Origin of the sequence: Anaeromyxobacter sp. SG66, from assembly GCF_022690805.1 — a bacterium.
GTDB lineage: Bacteria > Myxococcota > Myxococcia > Myxococcales > Anaeromyxobacteraceae > Anaeromyxobacter > Anaeromyxobacter soli.
In genome coordinates this window covers 1-19547 of sequence record NZ_JALCZC010000051.1, presented here as the reverse complement: position 1 = coordinate 19547, position 19547 = coordinate 1, and the positions used below count along the sequence as shown (strand labels likewise).

Here is a 19547-nt window from a genome sequence, read left to right as displayed (position 1 = left end):
TCGTGCGCCCGCGCATCGCGCGCGCAACCGGGCGAGATCACGGAACGTCTCTGGGCCGTCGGCGCCGCAGGCATGAGCGGGCGCATGACCATTCACGAACCCGCCGGCGAAGAAGCCCCGGCGTTTCGGGCGGTTGCGCGCGGCGGCCGTCCGGCACCGCGCGTGCTCTCGCTTCCCTCGGGCCGGCGCGAGAGCCGGCCCGAGGGAGACCCCATGACGATCTTCTGGATCCAGTTCGCGCTCGTGCTCGGCGCCATCCTGCTCGGCATCCGCAAGGGTGGCGTCGCGCTCGGGATGATCGGCGGCCTCGGCGTGGCCGTGCTCGTGTTCCTGTTCCGGGCGGCGCCTTCCGAGCCGCCCGTCGCGGTGATGCTCATCATCCTCGCCGTCGTGACCGCGTCGGCGACGCTGCAGGTCGCGGGCGGCCTGGACTACCTCGTCCAGATGGCCGAGCGGCTCCTGCGCGCCCACCCGAAGTACGTGACCCTGCTCGCGCCGCTCTGCACGTTCGTTCTCACCATGTGCGTCGGGACCGGGCACGCCGTCTACGCGCTCCTGCCCGTCATCTCCGACGTGGCGGTGCGCACGAAGACCCGGCCCGAGCGCCCCATGGCCGTCTCCAGCGTCGCCGCCCAGATGGGCATCACCGCGAGCCCCGTCGCGGCGGCGGTGACCACGTTCCTCGGCTACTCGGCGAAGATGGGCACGCCGGTCACCATCTACGACATCCTCAAGATCACCATCCCGGCCGGCATCGTCGGGGTGATCGCTGCGTCGCTCTGGAGTCTCAACCGCGGGAAGGACCTCTACCAGGACCCGGAGTTCCTCGCGAAGCTCGACAGCCCCGCGTTCAGGGAGTCCCTCGACGTCTCCGTGACGACGCTCGGGAAGGAGCTGCCCAGGACCGCGAAGCTCTCGGTCGCGCTCTTCTTCGGCGGCGTGCTGTTCATCGTGCTGCTCGCGCTGCGCGACACCGCCGCGAGCGCCGGGCTCGCGCTGCCGCAGATCGTCCCGCTCGTGGGCGGAAAGCCCGTCCCCATGACGACGATCGTGCAGGTCGTCATGCTCGCCTTCGGCGCGATCATCCTGTTCGCGACGAACGTGAAGGCAGCGGACATCGCGAAGTCCTCCGTGTTCACCGCGGGCATGGTCGCCGTCGTGTCGATCTTCGGCATCGCGTGGATGAGCGACACGTTCGTCTCGGCGAACAAGTCGCTCCTCGTCTCGAAGATCGGCGACATGGTCCAGTTCGCGCCGTGGACCTTCGCGCTCGCGATGTTCTGCGTGTCCGCGTTCGTGAAGAGCCAGGCCGCGACGCTCACGGTGATGATCCCGTTCGGCATGGCGCTGAAGCTGCCGGCGACGCTGATGCTCGGCCTGCTGCCCGCGAGCTACGCGTACTTCTTCTTCGCGTTCTACCCGAGCGACATCGCCGCCATGAACATGGACCGGACCGGGACCACGCGCATCGGGAAGTACCTGCTCAACCACAGCTTCATGATGCCGGGCCTCATCGGCGTGTCGGTCTCGACGTTCGTCTCGTACGGGCTCTCGAAGATCGCGTTCTAGTGCTCCGTGCGCCCCGTCACCCGGTCTCCACGCGCCGTCCGGTCGCCCGGTCGAACCGGTGCACCCGCCGCGGGTCGAACGCGAGCCGCACCGGCGCGCCGGGGGCGGCCTCGAACCCGGCGTCGCAGCGCGCGACGAGCCGCGCGCCGGCGCGCTCCACCGTCACCCACGTCTCGGAGCCCATCGGCTCGACGAGCCAGACCTGCGCCTCGAGGCCGCCCGCCGCGGCGTCTCGAGAGACCCGCAGGTCCTCGGGCCGGAGCGCCACGTCGGCCGGGCCGGCCGGGAGCCCGAGCACCTCCGGCGCGACGAGGTTCACGGGCGGCGTCCCGACGAAGCGCGCCACGAAGGCCGTCGCGGGCGCGCCGTAGATCTCGCGCGGCGTCCCGAGCTGCTCGAGCGCGCCGTCTCGGAGCACCGCGATGCGGTCGGCGAGCGTCATCGCCTCGGCCTGGTCGTGCGTGACGTACACGAACGTCGCGCCGAGCCGCTCGTGCAGCTTCTTCAGCTCGGCGCGGACGCCGAGGCGCAGGGCGGCGTCGAGGTTCGAGAGCGGCTCGTCGAGCAGGAAGACCTTCGGGCGGCGGACGAGCGCCCGGCCGAGCGCGACGCGCTGCCGCTGCCCGCCGGAGAGCGCGCCGGGGCGGCGGTCGAGCAGCGGCGCGAGGCCGAGCAGCGCCGCGACCTCCTCCACGCGCGCCGCGATCTCGCGGCGCGGGCGGCCGGCCACCGCGAGCGGGAAGGCGAGGTTCCGGCGCACCGTCATGTGCGGGTAGAGCGCGTAGCTCTGGAAGACCATCGCGACGTCGCGCTCGCGCGGGGAGAGGTCGTTGACCACGCGCCCGTCGATCCGGACGACGCCGGCGTCCGGCGCCTCCAGGCCGGCGACGAGCGACAGGAGGGTGGACTTTCCGCAGCCCGAGGGACCGACCACCGCGACGAGCTCCCCGTCCCCCACGGAGAGGCTCACGCCGCGCAGCGCCGGGACGGCGCCGTAGGACTTCGCGAGCGACTCGAGCTCGAGGCGCGCGGCCACGCTCACCCCTTCACCGCGCCGGCCGTGAGCCCCGCCACCACCCGCCGCTGGAACAGGACCGCGATGGCCACGACCGGCGCCGTGGCGAGCGTGGACGCCGCCGCGAGGACGACGAAGGGATCGCGGAACTCCCCGCCGAAGAGCGCGAGCGCGACCGGCACGGTGCGGCGCGAGGGGGAGGTGAGGAACGTCACGGCGTAGAGGAGCTCGTTCCAGGCGAACACGAAGACGAGGAGCCCCGCCGTGGCGAGCCCTGGCGCGGCGAGCGGGAGGAGCACCCGCCGGAACGCGCCGAGCGGCGTGCACCCGTCCACGCGCGCGGCGCGGTAGAGCTCGACTGGCAGGGCGCGGAAGGTCCCCGTGAGGAGCCACAGCGCGAGGGGCACGGAGAAGCTCGTGTACGGGGCGACGAGCCCGGGGAGCGTGTCGAGGAGCCGCGCCGCCCGGAGCGCGGTGTAGAGCGGCGCCGCCGTGGCGATGGGCGGGAACATGGAGATGGCGAGCGCGCCGCCCAGGAGCGCCCGGCCGCCGCGCACGCCGAGCCGCGCGACGGCGAACGCCGCCGGGGCGGCGAGCGCGAGGGCGAGCGCCGCGGTGGCGCCGCTCACGAGGAGCGAGTTCAGGACCGCGCGCGCGAGGCCGCCGCCGGAGAGCGCGGCGGCGTGGTTCTCGAGGGTGAGGTGCGAGGGGAGCGGCCGCGCGAGCTCCGCGTCGGGCCAGAAGGAGGTGAGCGCGAGCCAGCCGAGCGGCAGGAGGAAGAACGCGAGGTAGGGGAGGGCGATCGTCCACGCGGAGCGCGGGCTCATGGCGGCGCCTCCCCCGGGCTCCGCTCGCCGAGGGCGGAGAGCCACGCGAGGCCGATCGCCACCACGCCCAGGAACGTGACGAGCGAGATCGCCGCGCCGAGCCCGAAGCTGCCCGCGCGGAGGAGCGTCCGGTACGCGTAGAGCGAGAGCGGCTCGGTCGTGTGGCCGGGCCCGCCCTCGGTGAGGACGAAGACGACGTCGAACACGCGGAAGGCGTCGAGGCTGCGGAACAGCAGGGCGAGCAGGAGCGCGGGGCGCAGGAGCGGCAGCGTGATCGAGCGGAAGACGCGGAGCGCGGACGCGCCGTCCACCCGCGCCGCGCGGGCGAGATCCTCCGGGATCGCCTGGAGGCCGGCGAGCAGGAGGAGCGCGACGAAGGGGGTCGTCTTCCAGACGTCAACGAAGATCGCGGCGTGCAGCGCGAGGCGCGGCCGCGTGAGCACCGCCCCCGCGCCGTCGGGCCAGAGCCTGGCGAGGAGCCCCAGGTCCGGCTGGAGGAGGAGCGCCCAGAGCTTCGCCGCGACGACCGTGGGGAGGATCCACGGGACGAGCACCGCCGCGCGGAGCGCGCCGCGGCCCCGCCCCGCGTGGTGGAGCGCGAGCGCCAGCGGAAGCGCGAGCAGGAGCTCGAGGCCGACCGCGACCGCGGTGAAGTACGCGGTGTTGGCGAGCGCGCCGAGGAAGCGCGCGTCGTGCGCGAGCGCGCGGTAGTTCGAGAGCCCGACGAAGTGGTCCTCGCCGAGCACCGGGACGCGGTGCCGGAGGGAGAGCCAGGCCGTGGCGAGGAGCGGCCCGAGCGCGACGAGCGCGAGCGCCGCCCCCGCGGGCGCCACGAGCGCCGCGCCCACGCGCCGCTCCCCGCGCGCGCTCACCGCGCCACCCCGGCGATGGCGTCCGCCTGCGCCTGCGCGCGGGCGAGCGCCTCCGCGGGCGAGCGCAACCCCGAGACCGCCGCGGAGAGCTCCCCCTGCAGCGCGTCGCCGGCGAGCATGTAGTAGGGCGTGACCGGGCGCGCGCGCGCGGCCTCGACGCGCGGGAGCAGCGCGGCGATGAACGGCGCCGCCGCGCGGATGCGCGGATCCTCGTACGAGGCGCGCCGCGCGGGGTTCCGGCCGTAGGCGATGGCGAGGACGGCGTTCGCGTCGGGCGAGGTGAGGTGCGCGACGAGCCGGGCCGCCGCGGCGCGGCGCGCCGCCGGCGCGCGCGAGGAGATCCCGAGCTGCCAGCCCCCGAGGGCGCCGGGGGCGGGCCCCTCCGCGCCCGGGAGGGACGCGACCCCGACCCGTCCGCGGACCGGCGAGGCGGGATCCTGCAGGAGCGGCCACGCGTAGGGCCAGTTGCGCATGAACACGGCGCGGCCCTCCTGGAAGGCCCGCCGCGCGTCCTCCTCCGCGGCGGTCACCACCGACCTCGGGGAGAGCCCGTCCGCGACGAGCCCGCGCAGGTGATCCAGCGCCTCGCGCGCGGCGGGCGAGTCGAGCCGCAGCCGCTCGCCGTCGAGCGCCGTGCCGCCGTACCCCCACAGCGCCTCGAAGAAGTTGCAGGAGAGCCCCTCGTACTGCCGTCCCTGCCACAGGTAGCCCGCGATCCCGGGCGCCTCCGCCTGCGCGGCGCGGATCGCGGCCGCGAGGGCGGCGTAGGTGCGGGGCGGCTCCGGGACGAGGTCGGTGCGGTAGTAGAGGAGCCCCACGTCCACGTACCACGGCACCGCGTACGTCCGGCCGCCCTGGACGACGGCGCCCGCAGGACCGGCGAGGAACTCCTCCCGCACGCGCGCGGGCGGGAACGCGTCGGAGAGATCGGCGAGCCACCCGGCCCGCGCGAGCTCGGCCACCCAGACCACGTCGAGGACGAGCACGTCCACGTCCTCGCCGCCCGCGCCGAGCGAGGTGACGAGGAGCTGGTGGGCCAGATCGGCCGCGTTGGGGAGGGCCTGCAGCTCGACCTCCACGCCGCTCTCGCGCTCGAAGGCCGCGACGAGCGCGCGGAACGGAGCCGGGTCGGGGCCGAGCGGCTGGTAGCGCAGGACGAGGCGCTGCGCCCCGCGGGCGTCCCCCTCGTGCGACCGGCACCCCGCGGCCAGGGCGGCGCAGAGGAGGACCGGGACGAGGGCGCGGGGAGACGGCCTCACGCGGGGAGCGTAACGGGGGTGGGCGCTTCGGGCGGAGCATCCCGCGGGTGCGGCCCGGGTCGGGGGGTCGGTGCACGCCCCCGGACCAGGATCCCGCTCCGCACCGCGATCTCGAGAGCGAAGCCCGCGAGGCTCGAGGGCGCGGGCCGGGACGCGCGCTCCAGCGGGGGCAGGGCGGGGCGCTCGCCGCGAGCCCTGGGGGCCGAGTCGGGACCGCGGTCACCCGAGCGCGCCGACGACCACCTTCCACTCGCGGACGCGCCACGAGGTGACGAGCCCGTTCCGGACGTAGGGGTCGGCCCGCGCGAACGCCTCCGCGCTCTCGGGGCCGTCGCCCCGGAACACGAGCAGCGCGCCCTCGGGCGGATCGAACGCACCCGCGAGGACGAGCTTGCCCTCGCGGTGCGCCTGCTCCGCGAGCGCGAGGTGCTCCGGGCGGTGGGGCGCGCGCCGCGCGAGGTAGTCGGGGATGGTGTCGTAGACGAGCGCGTAGAGCGGCATGGGCACCTCCGGTGTCAGGGGTTGAGGAGCGACGTCGTCCAGCCTCGGTCGTAGCGCGTGAACAGGGTCCTGTGGTGGAGCCGGCCGTCGGCGCTGACCCAGAACTCGATCCGATCGGGTCGCAGCAGGTAGCCCCCCCAGAACGGCGGACGCGGGACGTCGGCGCCGGCGAAGCGCGCCTCGGCGGCCCGGGCCGCCTCCTCGAGGACCGCGCGCGACGCGAGCGGCTGGCTCTGACGGGAGGCCCACGCGCCGAGCTGGCTCGCCCGCGGGCGCGTGGCGAAGTAGGCGTCCGAGGCGGCGTCGTCGAGGAGCGCCACCTCCCCCTCGGCGCGCACCTGCTCGCCGATGGCCGGCCAGTGGAAGCAGAGCGCCGCGCGCGGATTGACCGCGAGCTCTCGCCCCTTGCGGCTCTCCCGGTTCGTGAAGAACGCGAACCCCTCCGCGCCGACCTCCTTCACGAGGACGATCCGGACCGAAGGCCTCCCGCTCGCGTCGGCGGTGGCGAGGGCCGCCGCGGTGGGGTCGGCGCTCGAGGCGCCTGCGGCCCGGGCGAGGGCCGCGTGGAAGCGGGCGATGGGGTCGAGCGGATCGGGCATCGCGCGGGAGCATAACCGGGCGCGGGCGAGCGCGACGGGTGGAGGACCGCGACCTCGACCTCGACCCGGGTGCGACCTCGACCCGCCCCCGACCCCGATCCCCTTACGCCGCATCCCCTTGCGCCTGCGCCCATCCTCCGCCAATTAGACGGCCGTGCCCGCCTCCTCCCTCGACCGCGCGACCGCTCGCCCGGGCCCCCATCGCCGCTGGCTCCTGCTCGTCCTCGGCTGGACCTGCTTCGTCCTGGGGGTCGTCGGAGCGGTGCTCCCGCTCGTCCCGACCACGCCCTTCATGCTCGTGGCGCTGTGGGCGTTCTCGTCGAGCTCGGAGCGGTTTCACCGCTGGCTCTACCACCACCGCGTGTTCGGGCCTCCCCTGCAGCGCTGGCAGCGGGAGCGGGCCCTCCCGCTCTGGGTGAAGCTCGTCGCGGCGGGCTCGATGGCCGCGAGCCTCGTGTACGCCACGTTCGCCCTGAGCGTCCCCGGGTACGCGCTCGCCGCGATGGCGGCGGTGATGCTCGCGGGCCTCGTCTTCGTCGCGCGGATCCCGAGTCGGGCCGCGCGAGGTCCCACTCGATGAACGGCGTGGAGGAGAACATGGACGTGCGCTTCGAGGAGGCAGAGGCGGCGGATCTTCCTCAGCTCCGCGCGCTCCTCGCGCAGGCGAACCTCCCCGAGGCGGACGTTGGCGCCTCGAACCAGGTCTTCCTCGTGGCGCGTGCGCCGGGCGGCGCGCTCGTGGGTTGCGTCGCGCTCGAGCGCTACGGGGACGACGTCCTCCTCCGCTCCCTCGCGGTCGTACCGTCGCGTCGGGGAGAGGGCCTCGGCGTGGCGCTGCACGCGCGCGCGCTCGAGCGGGCGCGCAAGCTCGGCGCCCGGACCGTGTACCTGCTCACCACCACCGCCGAGGGGCTGTTCGCCCGCGCCGGCTACGCGCGCATCGAGAGGAGCGCGGTCCCGGCGGAGGTCCGGGCGAGCCCGGAGTTCGACGCGCTCTGCCCGGCGAGCGCGGTCTGCATGATCCGGCGCCTCGGCTGACCGCCGGACCGCCTTCTAGCGGTGGGGCGCAGGCGGCGGGGCGGGGACGGGCTGGGCGGCGGGCGTCGCCGGTCCGCCGATCTGCGTGAGCCCCGTGAACGTCCCGTCCGGCCTGTCGGCGACGTCCGCCTCGAGGCGCAGCTCCGTCACCGAGCCGCCCGAGAGCGCCACCTCGCCGTTCGCCACGAGGTCCGCCAGCCGGAACGCGACGAGGCCGACGTCGGTCATCCGGCCGCCGCCCTCGTCGGTCACCACCCGCAGCGAGATCGTCCGTTCGTCGTACGCGTTCGCCGCGACGACGACGCTGCCCTCGAGGAGCGCGTAGACGCCGCGCCGCGGCGCGCTCTGGAAGGCGCGGCCGTCGGGCAGCGCGAGGGTCACGACGAGGTTCGGCTGGTTGGCGTGCGGGATGCGGCGCGCGAGGTCGAGCGCCACGCCCGTCGGCGACTGGGCGCTACCCTCCGTGTGCTTCGCGAGGCGCGTCAGCGCCCGGTCGAGCTCGAGGCTGCGGCTGCCCGCCCAGGGCCAGCCGTCCGGCCGCGTGGGGCGGACGAGGACGGACCGGAGCCGCACCGCGTAGGGGCGCACCTTGACGCGGTCGAGCTCGGCGAGGGCGATGCCGCCGTCGGCCTCGAGCGCCGCCGCCTCGGCGAACGCCCGCTCGGCGCCGGAGAAGTCGCGCCGCCGGAGCGCCTCGTCGCCCTGGGCGAGGAGCCCGGCGCAGCGCGCGCGGGGCTGGGCGCGGCCGTTCGGGCGCAGCTTCAGGGCGGCGTCGTAGCTCGCCTTCGCCTCCGCGAAGCGACGCTTCGCGAGGAGCGCGTCGCCCTCGGCCGCGTACCGCTCGGACTCCGCGTCCTTCCAGCGCTCGTGCTCGGCGCGGACCGCGTCGAGCCGGGGGGTGACGCTCGCGTCGACCCGCGCCGCGCGCGTGAGGAGCTCGATGGCCTCGGGGAACTGACGGGCCGCGCGGTGGCGCTCCGCCGCGTCGACCGCGCCACGCACCACGCCCGGCTCCACCCGCCGGGCCTCCGCCGCGACGCCCGGGTCGTCGGTCGCCGCGCGCGCGCCTTCCAAGAGCTGCAGCGCCGTGGCCCAGTCGCGCCCGCTCGCCGACTCCTGCGCGCGCCGGAGCCGGAGGTAGCCCACCTCTCGGCCGGAGTCGCGCCGCAGGGTCGCGAGCGCCGCGCTCGTCGGCTCCAGCGCGAGCGCGTAGTCGGACTCGGAGAACGCGCACTCCCAGTCGCGCGCCGCGACGCACGCCTGCGCCCGCCTCGTCGCGTCCTCCAGCGCGGCCGCGCGCGCCTGCCGGTACTTGTCCTGCAGCTCCTTCTTGGACGGATCCTTGCGCACCGCCGCCGCGTACTCGCGCTCGGCGGTCTTCCAGTCGCCGAGCGCGGCGGCGCGGTCGCCGGACTTCTCGTGCGCGGCGCACGCGAGCGCGACGGCCAGGGCCAGGGCGAGGAGCGACAGCGAGCGGCGCGTCATGCGGGGATCTCCGGGGCGCCGGCCGGGCGGCCGGGCGAGCCCACGCTACGGGGAAGCCGCCTCGCTGGGCAAGTCCGCGACCGGCGTGACGTCCGCGCCGCCGCGGCGCGTCGGGATATCGTGGGCGAAGCGGGACCACCGCTGCGCACCGTCCCTCACAGCGGCCCTCGATCTTCGCGCCTCCGGGTCAGACCCAGTCGCGCGGCGTGCGGAGCACCTCGAGGAGCGCCGCCTCGCGGCTGCCCGGGGCGGGCTCGTGGCCGTACACCCAGCGGACGCGCGGCGGCAGCGACATCAGGATCGACTCGGTGCGCCCGCCGGTCTCGAGCCCGAACACCGTCCCGCGGTCGAGCACGAGGTTGAACTCCACGTAGCGTCCGCGGCGGATCTCCTGCCAGCGCCGCTCCTCCTCGCCGTACGGCTCCGCGCGGCGCCGCTCGACGATGGGCACGTAGGCCGCCAGGAAGTCGGACGCGACGTCCTTCGCGAAGGCGAGGTCCCGCTCGAGCGGGCCCCCCGTGTCCTCGAAGAAGATCCCGCCCACGCCGCGGTGCTCCCCGCGGTGGCGCAGGTGGAAGTAGGCGTCCGCGGCGCGCTTGAGCCGCGCGTGGCTCCCCGCCGCGTGCCGCTCGCAGGCCTCGCGCATCACGCGGTGGAAGTGGACGCAGTCCTCGTCGAACAGGTAGTAGGGCGTGAGGTCCGCCCCCCCGCCGAACCAGCCTGCCTCCCCGCGGCGGATCATCCGCACGTTCATGTGCGCGGTCGGCACCATCGGGCTCTGCGGGTGGATGACGACGGACAGCCCGGTCGCGGCGAACGCGACGCCCTCGCCTCCCACCCTGCGGGCGAAGTCGGGGGAGAGCGCGCCGTGCACGTCCGAGAAGCTCACCCCCGCCTTCTCGAAGACGGCGCCGTCCTGGAGCACGCGGGAGATCCCGCCGCCGCCGCCCGGCCGCGCCCACGCGTCCTCGCGAAAGCGCGCCGCGCCGTCCACGCGCTCGAGCTCGCGGCAGAGGGCGTCCTGGGTGGCACGCGTGAACGCGACCATGTCGGCGTAGAGGCGGTCGAGCGCTTCGGGCGGGGCGGGCGTGGGCACGGCGACGAGATGCCGCGCGGACCCGCGCGGTGCCACCTCCCGGCGGGGGCGGGGACGCACGCACCGTCTCGTGCCTTGATGTCGCGAGGCGCGTCCGTGAAAGGGAGCGCGGGGCGGGGGATGCGGGATCGGGTGAACCGGGTGTTCGGCGCCGCGAGCGCGCTCCTCGACCGTTCGCACCGGCCGCGCGCCATCGAGGCGGCGCTCCTCCTCGCCGTCGCCGGCGCGGCGGTCGGGCTCGTGCGGCTCGGCCACCTGGCCGGTGGCGGGCTCCGCGCCGCCGTCGAGATCGACCTCTCCGTCGCGGCGCTCCCGCGCTACGCGCTCTACTCCCTGCTCCGCGGCGTCGCCGCCTATGCGCTCTCCCTCGTCTTCTCCATCGGCTACGGGTACTGGGCCGCGAAGGATCGCCGCGCGGAGCGCGTCCTCGTCCCGCTCCTCGACGTGCTCCAGAGCATCCCGGTCCTCGGCTTCATGCCCGGGCTCGTCCTCGCGCTCGTCGCCGCGTTCCCGCGCTCGCGCGTGGGCCTCGAGCTCGCGGCGATCCTCATGATCTTCACGGGCCAGGCCTGGAACATGACGTTCAGCTTCTACCGCGCGGTGAGGAGCGTGCCGAAGGAGCTCGCCGAGGTCGCCGCCTGGGGGCGCTTCTCGGCGTGGCGGCGCTTCCGCGCGCTCGAGCTGCCGGCGGCCGCCATCGGGCTCGTCTGGAACAGCATGATGAGCATGGCGGGCGGCTGGTTCTTCCTCATGGTGAGCGAGGCGTTCGTGCTCGGCGACCGGGACTTCCGCCTCCCCGGGATCGGCGCGTACATGAGCGTCGCCGTTCAGCGCGGGGACGGCGGCGCCATGATCGCGAGCGTCGTCGCCATGGCGCTCCTCGTCGTCCTGCTCGACCAGCTCGTGTGGCGGCCGCTCGTCGCGTGGTCGGAGCGCTTCCGGCTGGACGAGGGCGGCGCCGCCCTGCCGGCGCGTTCCTGGGTGTACGACCTCCTGCGCCGCTCGCGGCTCGCCGCCGCCCTCCGTCGCCGGCGACGCCCTCCTCGCCCGCCCCGCCGCGCACCGCGCGCGGTCGCCGCGGCGCTGCCGCTCGTCTCCCCGGCGCTGTTCCTCCTCCTGCTCGGCGTCCTCGCGGTGGGCGGGCTGCGCCTCGTCCAGCTCCTCCGGGCGGAGAGCGCGTCCGCCTGGATCGGCGTGGGCCGCGAGGCGGCGATCACGCTCGGCCGCGTGCTCGCCTCGGTCGCGCTCGCGACGCTCTGGGCGGTGCCGGCGGGCATCGCGATCGGGCGCTCGCCGCGGCTCGCACGCGTGCTCCAGCCGGCGGTCCAGGTCGTCGCCTCGTTCCCGGCGCCGATGCTCTTCCCGGCGGTGGTCCTCGCGCTCCGCGCGGCGGGCGTCGGCCTCGGCGTCGCGAGCGTCCTCCTCATGACGCTCGCCACCCAGTGGTACGTGCTCTTCAACGTGATCGCCGGAGCGCAGGCGGTGCCCTCGGATCTCGAGGAGGCCTCGCGCGCCTACCGGCTCGGGCGCTGGCAGCGGCTCCGCGCGCTCTACCTGCCGGCGGTGTTCCCGTACCTCGTCACCGGCTGGGTCACCGCCGCGGGCGGCGCCTGGAACGCGAGCATCGTCTCGGAGTACGTCGCGATCGGGAGGGACACCCTCGTCGCGCCCGGGCTCGGCGCCGCGATCAGCCGGGCCGCCGCGGAGGCGAGGCTCGCGGATCTCGCGGCCGCGGTGACGGTGATGGCGGTCACCGTCGTGGTGTTCAACCGGCTCGTGTGGCGCCCGCTCGGCCGGGTCGCCGAGGAGCGCTTCTCGCTCCAGAGGTAGGGGAGGGCATGGCCGCGAACGCCGCGAACGGACCGCTGTGCGAGCTGAGGAGGCTCGTCGTCGAGTTCCCGCAGCCGCACGGACCGCCGCGCCGCGTGCTCGAGGACGTGGACCTCGAGGTCCGCGCGGGCGAGGTGCTCGCGCTCCTCGGCCCTTCGGGCTGCGGGAAGTCGACGATCCTGCGGGTCCTCGCCGGGCTCCTCGCGCCCACCGGGGGCGAGGTGCGCTTCCGCGGCGCGCCGCTCCGCGGCGTGAACCCGGCGGTGGGGTTCATGTTCCAGGGCGCTGCGCTCTTCCCGTGGATGACCGTGGCGCGGAACGTCTCGGAGGTGCTCCGCGCCGCCGGGACGCCGCCCGCCGAGGTCCCAGCGCGGACCGAGCGCGCGCTGCGGCTCGTCGGCCTCGCCGAGGTGGCGGACGCCTACCCGCGAGAGCTCTCCGGCGGGATGAAGCAGCGGGTCGGCACCGCCCGCGCGCTCTCGCTCGAGCCGGAGCTCCTGTTCATGGACGAGCCGTTCAGCCAGGTGGACGCGCTCACCGCCGAGGCGCTCCGCGCCGAGATCCTGGACATCTGGGCGGCCGCGGAGCGGCGCCCGAGCGCGATCGTGCTCGTGAGCCACGACATCCCCGAGGTCGTGTACATGGCCGATCGGATCGTCGTGCTCGACGCCAACCCGGGCCGGGTCCGCGCCGTGATCGACGACCCGCTCCCGCGCCCGCGCGACTACCGCTCGCCGGGGCTCGCGCAGCTCGTCGACCGGCTGCACGACGTCATCACCGGGATGGAGATGCCGGACGTGCCCGCCGGGGGCGCGCCGGTGGAGGCGCTCCCGGACGCGAGCGCGGGCGACGTGATCGGCCTCGTCGAGTACCTGGACGCGCGCGGCGGGCGGGAGGACGTGTTCCGCATCGCCGCCGAGACCGACAGCCGGTTCGACCGCACCATCAACGCGGTCAACGCCGCCGAGCTCCTCGATCTCGTCGACACGCCCCGCCGGGCGGTGGTGCTCGCGCCGCTCGGCCAGCGCTTCGTCCGGGCGCCCGACGCGGAGCGGCGCGCGATCTGGCGCGAGCGCCTCCTGGGCCTCGGGCTCTTCCGGCAGGTGCAGGACGCCATCGCCCGGAGCCCCGGCGGCCGGGTGGAGCGCGACTTCGTGCTCGAGCTCATCGCGGTCGCCGCGCCGCGCGAGGACTTCGAGGCGGTGTTCGAGCGGTTCGTGTCCTGGGCGAGCTACGGCGGCCTCTTCGTCCACGACGCCGCGGCGCAGGTGCTCACCGCGCCCTGAGGGCCGCGGCGCGGATCCGGGATGGCCGCTCGCCCGGGGATCGGCCGGGGGGCCCCCGGGGTCCGCCCGCGCCAGCGCCTTGACGGCGCGCGGCGCGGGCTGTTACGACCCGCCGGCGCGCTGGCCGCCCGGTCGCGCGCCCCCGACCATGACCGTCCAGCACGAGACCGCCCGCCGGCGCACGTTCGCGATCATCTCCCACCCCGACGCGGGCAAGACGACGCTCACCGAGAAGCTCCTCCTCTACGGCGGCGTCATCCAGCTCGCGGGCGCGGTGAAGGCGAAGCGCGGCCGCGCCAACGCGGTGAGCGACTGGATGGAGATGGAGCGCGAGCGCGGCATCTCCATCACCACGAGCGTCCTGCAGTTCCCGTATCGCGGGATGCAGATGAACCTGCTCGACACCCCCGGCCACGCCGACTTCAGCGAGGACACCTATCGCACGCTCCACGCCGTCGACGGGGCGGTGATGCTCCTCGACTCGGCCAAGGGCGTCGAGGCGCAGACGCGCAAGCTGTTCCGGGTCTGCCGGCAGCGCGCCATCCCCATCTTCACCTTCGTGAACAAGATGGACCGGCCCGGCCGTGAGCCCTTCGAGCTCATCGGCGAGGTGGAGAGCGTCCTCGGCATCGGCGTCTACCCGATCACCTGGCCGGTGTTCCGCGGCGGCACCTTCGCCGGCGTCTACCACCGCGTCGCGCGGCGGGTGTACCTCTTCGACCCGGCGCACTCCGGCTCCTCCGCGGGCGTGGGCGCCGAGCGTCCGCCGGTGGAGGTCAGCGGCATCGACGATCCCGCCGTCCGGGAGGCCCTCGACGACGCGGGCTATGCCCGGCTCCGCGAGGACGCCGAGCTGCTCGAGGCGGCGGGCGACGACTTCGATCGCGCGCGCTTCGAGGCGGGCGAGCTCTCGCCGATGTTCTTCGGGAGCGCGGTCAACAACTTCGGCCTCGAGGCGTTCCTCGACACGTTCATCGAGCTCATGCCGCCGCCGCGCCCGCGCGAGTCCGACCAGGGGCCCGTCGCGCCGGCGCAGGACGAGTTCAGCGGGTTCGTCTTCAAGATCCAGGCGAACATGGACAAGGCCCACCGGGATCGCGTGGCCTTCCTGCGCATCTGCTCCGGCCGCCTCACGCGGGGCATGAAGGTCCACAACGTGCGCTCGGGCAAGGAGGTGCGGCTCGCGACGCCGACGCAGTTCATGGCGCGCGATCGCACCATCGTCGACGAGTCCTACCCCGGCGACGTGGTCGGCATCCACGACACCGGCGCGCTCGAGATCGGCGACACCCTGACCGGCGGCTCCCGGTTCATGTTCGAGGGCATCCCGAGCTTCGCCCCCGAGCACTTCCGGCGCCTCGCGCTCGTGGACCCGCTCCGCCGCAAGCAGTTCGCGCGGGGCATCGAGCAGCTCGCCCAGGAGGGGACGGTGCAGCTCTACCGGCCGCCCGCGGGCCGCGCCGGCGACCTCGTGCTGGGCGCGCTCGGGCAGCTGCAGTTCGAGGTGGTGAAGTACCGCCTCGAGTCGGAGTACGGCGTCGAGGTCCGCGTCGAGGCGGTGCCCTACCAGCTCGCGCGCTGGGTGAGCCGCGCCGACGGGAAGGCCATCGACGTCGAGGACTTCCCGAGCGGCGTGGAGGGCCTCCTCGTGCTGGACGTGCGGGACCGGCCCGTCGTGCTCTTCGACCGCGAGTGGGCGCTCCGCACGGCGGAGCGGCTCCACCCGGAGCTGCGGTTCGCGGAGACCGCGAGCGGCGTCGTCGTCCGCGCGGCCTGATGGACGAGAAAGAGCCGCTCGCCCCTCGAGGAGCTCGGGGCGGGCGGCGGGTTACTTTCGGTGAATCCGCCCCGCCCGCGGTGGCGAGGCGCACGAGACTGGAGCCGAGACGGGCACCCACAGCGACGAGCGCCGAGGCGTACTGCTTCCGTACGCCGCAGGCGCGAGGAGCGAGGACGCCCGTCGCAGGCCCGGGATCGTGCGCCGCAGCTACATGGAGCGCGCGTCCGCGCCGGCAACAGCCCGCGCCTGCGGCGGGAAGACGGCCGGGGCCTCCTCGCGCTTCGCCGCCCGGCGGCCGATGCGGATGCGGACCTCCTTCTCCGGGATGCTCACCGAGATGCTCACGTAGCTCAGCATGGCGAGCACCACCGCCACGAGGAGCAGCACCGCGGCCATGCCGTAGGCGCCGGCGTACGAGCCGGTCTGGTCGGCGATCTTGCCGGCGAGCGTCGGGCCGAGCACGCCGCCCACGCCCCACGCCGTGAACAGGATGCCGTAGTTGAGGCCGAGGTTCTTCGTGCCCCAGTTGTCGGCCGCCGTCGCGGGGAAGAGCGAGAGGCACGCGCCGTAGCTGAAGCCGACCACCGCCGAGCCGAGGATGAAGGTCGCGATCGTGGAGAAGCTCGCGAAGAACATCATCGCCACGGCCTGCAGCACGCAGACGAGGCCGATGGTGACCACGCGGCCGATGTAGTCGGAGATGATGCCGGCCACGATGCGGCCGCTCGCGTTGAAGATGGCGAGCAGCGCGACGAACACGAACCCGACCTTGATGGAGTTCTGCGACTGCACGGAGACGATCTTCGCCATGTGGCCGATGATCATGAGACCGGCGGTGGCGGCGCAGGCGTACTGGATCCAGAGCGACCAGAACGTGGGGGTGCGCACCATCTCCTGCCACGTGCGATCGGGGCCGACGCCCGCCTTCGCCGCCGCCTTCGCGGGGGAGAGCGGGGTGGGCGGGTTCGCGACGAGCTGCGCGAAGCCGGTCGCCGTCACGAGGAACGCGATGCCGAGGATGCGGAACGCGCCGGCGACGCCGTAGGAGGCGATGAGGTACTTCGAGAGCGGCGCGATGTACACCGGCGCCAGGCCGAAGCCGCCCACCACGATGCCGGTGATGAGCCCCTTCTTCGCGGGCGGGAACCACTTCACCGCGGCCGGCGTCGTCGCCGAGTAGCCGAGGCCGAAGCCGGTCCCGCCGAGGAGCCCGAAGCCGAGCAGCGCGGGCCAGGTCGTCTCGGCAGAGGCGAAGCTCGCGACGATGAGGCCGAGGCCGGTGAGCACGCCGCCCGCGGACGCGACGACGCGGGGCCCCAGCCGATCCTGAAGGCGGCCGGCCGGCACCATCATCAGGGCGAAGCACGCGATCGCGACCGTGTAGGGCAGCGTGGCGGCGGTCTTCGTCCAGCCGAACCCGCCTCGCTCGACGGACTCGACGAGCTGCTTCGAGAAGACGCTCCAGGCGTAGAGGATGCCGAGGGCGAGGTTGAGGCCGGTGCCGGCGAGGACGACGATCCATCCGCGTCGTGACATGTTTGATCTCCTAGAGGCGGCCGGGCCGGAGCTGTCGCAGGCTCGCGATGTTTTCGGGGCCGCAGGCGTGGCGAAAAGAGCACGGGGGCGGCGCGTGTGTCACCTATCGCGCGGGGTGCATATCGACCGGTGAGGTGCACCATATGCGCGAACGGCGAAGGCGACATTGGCTCGTCGGGTGCGACCCGAAGGCGCGGGAGAGAGATGCCGGATCGCTTGCCGCGCAGTTGTTTCGTCGCGCCCCATTGGACGCGCACAATGGTGCGTCCACACGCGCAGATTGTTTTCCGAAGACGCAGAATCTTCCGAAGACGCAAATCGTTCGTCGCTCCCCCGGAGGGCGGCGTGACGCCGACTCGGCTCGCGTGCGGCCGCTCGTCACGCCCCTGCGGGCGCGTCCGGGGTCGCGCCGGAGGCGGCCGCGGCGCGGACCGGCGTGCCGGTCGCGCGCTCTAAACGGCCGATCTCGCGCCCCGAACACGCGCGCGGAGCGCGCCCGCCGGGGGCGCGGCCCCCCCCCCCCCACCCCCCCCCCCCCCCCCCCCCCCCCCCCCCCCCCCCCCCCCCCCCCGCCGGGGCGACGCCGCGGAGGCGGCGAAGCCGCTCGCGGCGTTGCACGGGACCCGGCGAGCAGGGGGCGTCACCGAAGGTGATCGCGAATCACGAACTGTCGTTCAGCGGAGCCCGTCGCCCTCCACGACGCGCCCCTCCGCGCCGGGGTCGAGCGCGAGGCGCACGAGCGCCGAGGCGAGCGCGGCGCCGGACGTGGACCGCCAGCGCGCGGCGAGCCGGCGCGCGCCGAGCCGGGAGGCGACGGAGAGCGCCGCGTCGGACACGCGCGCGGCGGCGCGCTCGAGCGGGCGCGGCTCGTCGCGATCCGGTCCGGTCACGAAGGCCGGCCGCGCGACGACGAAGGGCAGGCCGCTCGCGCGCAGGTCGCGCTCGAGCCGGGCGCGCGCCGAGAGGTACGCGCTGCGGGTGCCCTCGTGCACCCGCGCGGACGACAGGTATACGAAGCGCGGCCGGGCGCCGCTCGCCACGGCCGCGTCGAGGAGGAGCCGGGTGAGCCCGTAGTCCACGGAGGCGTAGCTCTCCGTGACGCCGTGGCGCGCGGCGGCCCGCGCGCGGCGGCGCGTGGTCCCGAGCAGCGCGAACACGAGGGTCGGCCGGACGCGGGCGAGGGTGGCCGCCATCGCCGGTCCGGCCCAGGGCGTGGAATCCACCTCCGCGCCCAGCGCCGCGAAGCGCGCGCGCCACGCGCCGGCGCTCGCCGAGTCGGGCCGCACGTGCGCGACCGTGCGGACGCCCGCGGCGCGCAGCGCGCGCACGACCTCACGCCCGGTGTAGCCGGTGGCGCCTGCGACGAAGGCGGTGTGCATGCGGCGACCTCCTCGGTGTGGGCGATCCTCCCTCCCCTCGCCCAGGGGACGCGCGCCTTCGTGCGCGACCTCCCCGATCGTGCCATGCTGCGTCCCGCCGCGCCCGCATCGCGCGGAGGGAGGGAACATGGCAGCACTCGTCGTCCTCGCGCTCGTCGCCGCGGTCGCCGTCGGCTGGGTGGTGCTCCACAACGGGCTCGTCACGCGGCGGAACGCGTTCCGCAACGCGTACGGCCAGATCGACGTGCAGCTCCAGCGGCGCTACGACCTCATCCCGAACCTGGTCGAGGCGACGCGCGCCTACCTCGCCCACGAGCGCTCCACCCTCGAGGCGGTGGTCGCCGCGCGCAACCAGGCGGTGGTCGCCGCGCGCGCCGCCGCCGCGCACCCGGGGGAGGGCGCCTCCATGGAGCGGCTCGCCCAGGCCGAGGGCGCGCTGGCCGGGCCGCTGTCCCGGCTGCTCGCCGTCGCCGAGGCGTACCCCGACCTGAAGGCGAGCGAGTCGGTGGGGCGCCTCGTCGAGGAGCTCACCTCGAGCGAGAACCGCGTGGCGTTCGCGCGGCAGGCCTACAACGACGCCGTGATGGACTACAACAACGCGCGCGAGACGTTCCCCGGGACGCTCGTCGCGGGCGGGTTCCCGGAGGCGAGGCCGCTCGACATCTCCGCCCCGCAGGCGCGCGAGGCGGTGCGGATCGCGCTGTGACCGCCGCCGGCGCTCCCGGTGACGGCGCGCGGCGGGCGGCCCCGTGACCCGCTCCACGCTCGACTTCTTCGCCGCGAAGGCGTCGGCGAGGCGGCGCACCGCGGTCCTCGTCGCGCTCTTCGCGCTCGCCTGGGCGAGCACGATCGCGGTCGTCTACGCGATCGTGGTCTGGGTCGCCAGCGCCCAGCCGCGGCTCCTCGGCCCCGGCCCGCTCCGCACGCGGGACCTCCTCGGCGTCGCCGGGATCGTGACGCTCGTGACGGCCGGCGGCGCCCTCGTGCACGCGGTCCGGCTCGCGAGCGGCGGCGGCCGTGCGGTCGCCGAGCTGCTGGGCGGGTTCCCCGTGGACCCCGACACCCAGGACGCGGCGGAGCGGCGCCTCGTGAACGTCGTGGAGGAGATGGCGATCGCGGCGGGCGTCCCGGTCCCCGCGCTGTACGTGCTCCCGTTCGAGCGCAACCTCAACGCGTTCGCGGCCGGGTTCTCCCCGGATCACGCGGTCGTCGCGGTGACGCGCGGCGCGCTCGAGGGGCTCACGCGCGACGAGCTGCAGGGCGTCGTCGCGCACGAGCTCTCTCACGTCGTGAACGCCGACACCCGGCTCAACCTGCAGCTCATCGCGCTCGTCGGCGGCCTCACCTCGCTCGCGCTCGTCGGGCGCGCCCTCGTGCGGGCCGGGGCCGGCGGCGAGGGGCGGCGCGGCCGCGGCCGGGGCGGCGCGGCCGGGCTCGCGCTGTTCGGCGCCCTCGTGTGGCTGGCGGGCTCGATC

The 19547-nt window shown here is 75.2% G+C and carries 18 protein-coding genes; 8 read left to right on the top strand and 10 right to left on the bottom strand.

Annotated features, from left to right (window positions below; all coding sequences use genetic code 11):
• Window positions 1-213: 213 nt before the first annotated feature.
• The gene (locus tag MNZ39_RS14540; protein WP_242339721.1) at window positions 214-1569 is read left to right on the top strand and encodes an anaerobic C4-dicarboxylate transporter; all 1356 of its coding nucleotides are present in this window, start codon (window positions 214-216) and stop codon (window positions 1567-1569) included.
• A 16-nt stretch (window positions 1570-1585) separates the two neighbouring features.
• Here MNZ39_RS14540 and MNZ39_RS14535 read toward each other — a convergent pair whose 3' ends face one another.
• The 6 genes from MNZ39_RS14535 to pdxH form a co-directional block, all read right to left on the bottom strand.
• Window positions 1586-2611, bottom strand: coding sequence for an ABC transporter ATP-binding protein (locus tag MNZ39_RS14535; RefSeq protein WP_242339719.1), 1026 nt, complete (start codon window positions 2609-2611; stop codon window positions 1586-1588).
• Window positions 2608-3411, bottom strand: coding sequence for a carbohydrate ABC transporter permease (locus tag MNZ39_RS14530; protein ID WP_242339717.1), 804 nt, complete (start codon window positions 3409-3411; stop codon window positions 2608-2610). The genes MNZ39_RS14535 and MNZ39_RS14530 overlap by 4 nt, the downstream gene beginning before the upstream one ends.
• Window positions 3408-4283: a carbohydrate ABC transporter permease gene (locus MNZ39_RS14525; protein WP_242339714.1), complete on the bottom strand. Its 876-nt coding sequence runs from the start codon at window positions 4281-4283 to the stop codon at window positions 3408-3410. Before MNZ39_RS14525 ends, MNZ39_RS14530 begins: the two co-directional genes overlap by 4 nt.
• Complete coding sequence (locus tag MNZ39_RS14520; RefSeq protein ID WP_242339712.1) at window positions 4280-5542, bottom strand: ABC transporter substrate-binding protein; 1263 nt, start codon at window positions 5540-5542, stop codon at window positions 4280-4282. Before MNZ39_RS14520 ends, MNZ39_RS14525 begins: the two co-directional genes overlap by 4 nt.
• A gap of 219 nt (window positions 5543-5761) precedes the next feature.
• Window positions 5762-6043, bottom strand: a complete 282-nt coding sequence (locus tag MNZ39_RS14515) for a YciI-like protein (RefSeq protein WP_242339710.1) — start codon at window positions 6041-6043, stop codon at window positions 5762-5764.
• A gap of 14 nt (window positions 6044-6057) precedes the next feature.
• On the bottom strand, window positions 6058-6642 hold the full coding sequence (pdxH, locus tag MNZ39_RS14510) for a pyridoxamine 5'-phosphate oxidase (RefSeq protein WP_242339708.1): 585 nt from the start codon (window positions 6640-6642) through the stop codon (window positions 6058-6060).
• 154 nt (window positions 6643-6796) lie between these two features.
• Here pdxH and MNZ39_RS14505 point away from each other — a divergent pair, with 154 nt between their 5' ends.
• Window positions 6797-7222 (top strand): YbaN family protein, encoded by a 426-nt coding sequence (locus MNZ39_RS14505; RefSeq protein WP_242339707.1) that lies wholly within the window; start codon window positions 6797-6799, stop codon window positions 7220-7222.
• A complete protein-coding gene (gene arsN2, locus MNZ39_RS14500) occupies window positions 7219-7680 on the top strand; it encodes an arsenic resistance N-acetyltransferase ArsN2 (RefSeq protein WP_242339705.1) in 462 nt (153 codons plus the stop codon). The genes MNZ39_RS14505 and arsN2 overlap by 4 nt, the downstream gene beginning before the upstream one ends.
• Before the next feature lie 15 nt (window positions 7681-7695).
• Here arsN2 and MNZ39_RS14495 read toward each other — a convergent pair whose 3' ends face one another.
• Both MNZ39_RS14495 and hemF read right to left on the bottom strand, forming a co-directional pair.
• Window positions 7696-9165, bottom strand: a complete 1470-nt coding sequence (locus MNZ39_RS14495) for a hypothetical protein (RefSeq protein ID WP_242339703.1) — start codon at window positions 9163-9165, stop codon at window positions 7696-7698.
• Window positions 9166-9352: 187 nt separating this feature from the next.
• Entirely contained in the window at window positions 9353-10213 is an 861-nt protein-coding gene (gene hemF, locus MNZ39_RS14490) for an oxygen-dependent coproporphyrinogen oxidase (RefSeq protein WP_242339735.1), read from the bottom strand.
• Window positions 10214-10357: 144 nt separating this feature from the next.
• On the opposite strand from hemF, the gene MNZ39_RS14485 reads away from it, so the two are divergent.
• The 3 genes from MNZ39_RS14485 (at window position 10358) to MNZ39_RS14475 (ending at window position 15154) form a co-directional block, all read left to right on the top strand.
• Window positions 10358-12091, top strand: coding sequence for an ABC transporter permease subunit (locus MNZ39_RS14485; RefSeq protein WP_242339701.1), 1734 nt, complete (start codon window positions 10358-10360; stop codon window positions 12089-12091).
• A gap of 8 nt (window positions 12092-12099) precedes the next feature.
• Entirely contained in the window at window positions 12100-13377 is a 1278-nt protein-coding gene (locus MNZ39_RS14480; protein WP_242339699.1) for a nitrate/sulfonate/bicarbonate ABC transporter ATP-binding protein, read from the top strand.
• Between the two features lie 148 nt (window positions 13378-13525).
• On the top strand, window positions 13526-15154 hold the full coding sequence (locus tag MNZ39_RS14475) for a peptide chain release factor 3 (protein ID WP_242339697.1): 1629 nt from the start codon (window positions 13526-13528) through the stop codon (window positions 15152-15154).
• A gap of 210 nt (window positions 15155-15364) precedes the next feature.
• On the opposite strand, the gene MNZ39_RS14470 is transcribed toward MNZ39_RS14475, so the two are convergent.
• Both MNZ39_RS14470 and MNZ39_RS14465 read right to left on the bottom strand, forming a co-directional pair.
• Complete coding sequence (locus MNZ39_RS14470) at window positions 15365-16693, bottom strand: OFA family MFS transporter (RefSeq protein WP_242339694.1); 1329 nt, start codon at window positions 16691-16693, stop codon at window positions 15365-15367.
• Window positions 16694-17367: 674 nt separating this feature from the next.
• Entirely contained in the window at window positions 17368-18072 is a 705-nt protein-coding gene (locus MNZ39_RS14465) for an SDR family oxidoreductase (RefSeq protein WP_242339692.1), read from the bottom strand.
• A 127-nt stretch (window positions 18073-18199) separates the two neighbouring features.
• On the opposite strand from MNZ39_RS14465, the gene MNZ39_RS14460 reads away from it, so the two are divergent.
• Together MNZ39_RS14460 and MNZ39_RS24995 are read left to right on the top strand one after the other, a co-directional pair.
• The gene (locus tag MNZ39_RS14460) at window positions 18200-18778 is read left to right on the top strand and encodes a LemA family protein (protein ID WP_242339690.1); all 579 of its coding nucleotides are present in this window, start codon (window positions 18200-18202) and stop codon (window positions 18776-18778) included.
• 43 nt (window positions 18779-18821) lie between these two features.
• The coding region (locus MNZ39_RS24995; RefSeq protein ID WP_242339688.1) for a M48 family metalloprotease at window positions 18822-19547 on the top strand (726 nt) is incomplete at its 3' end.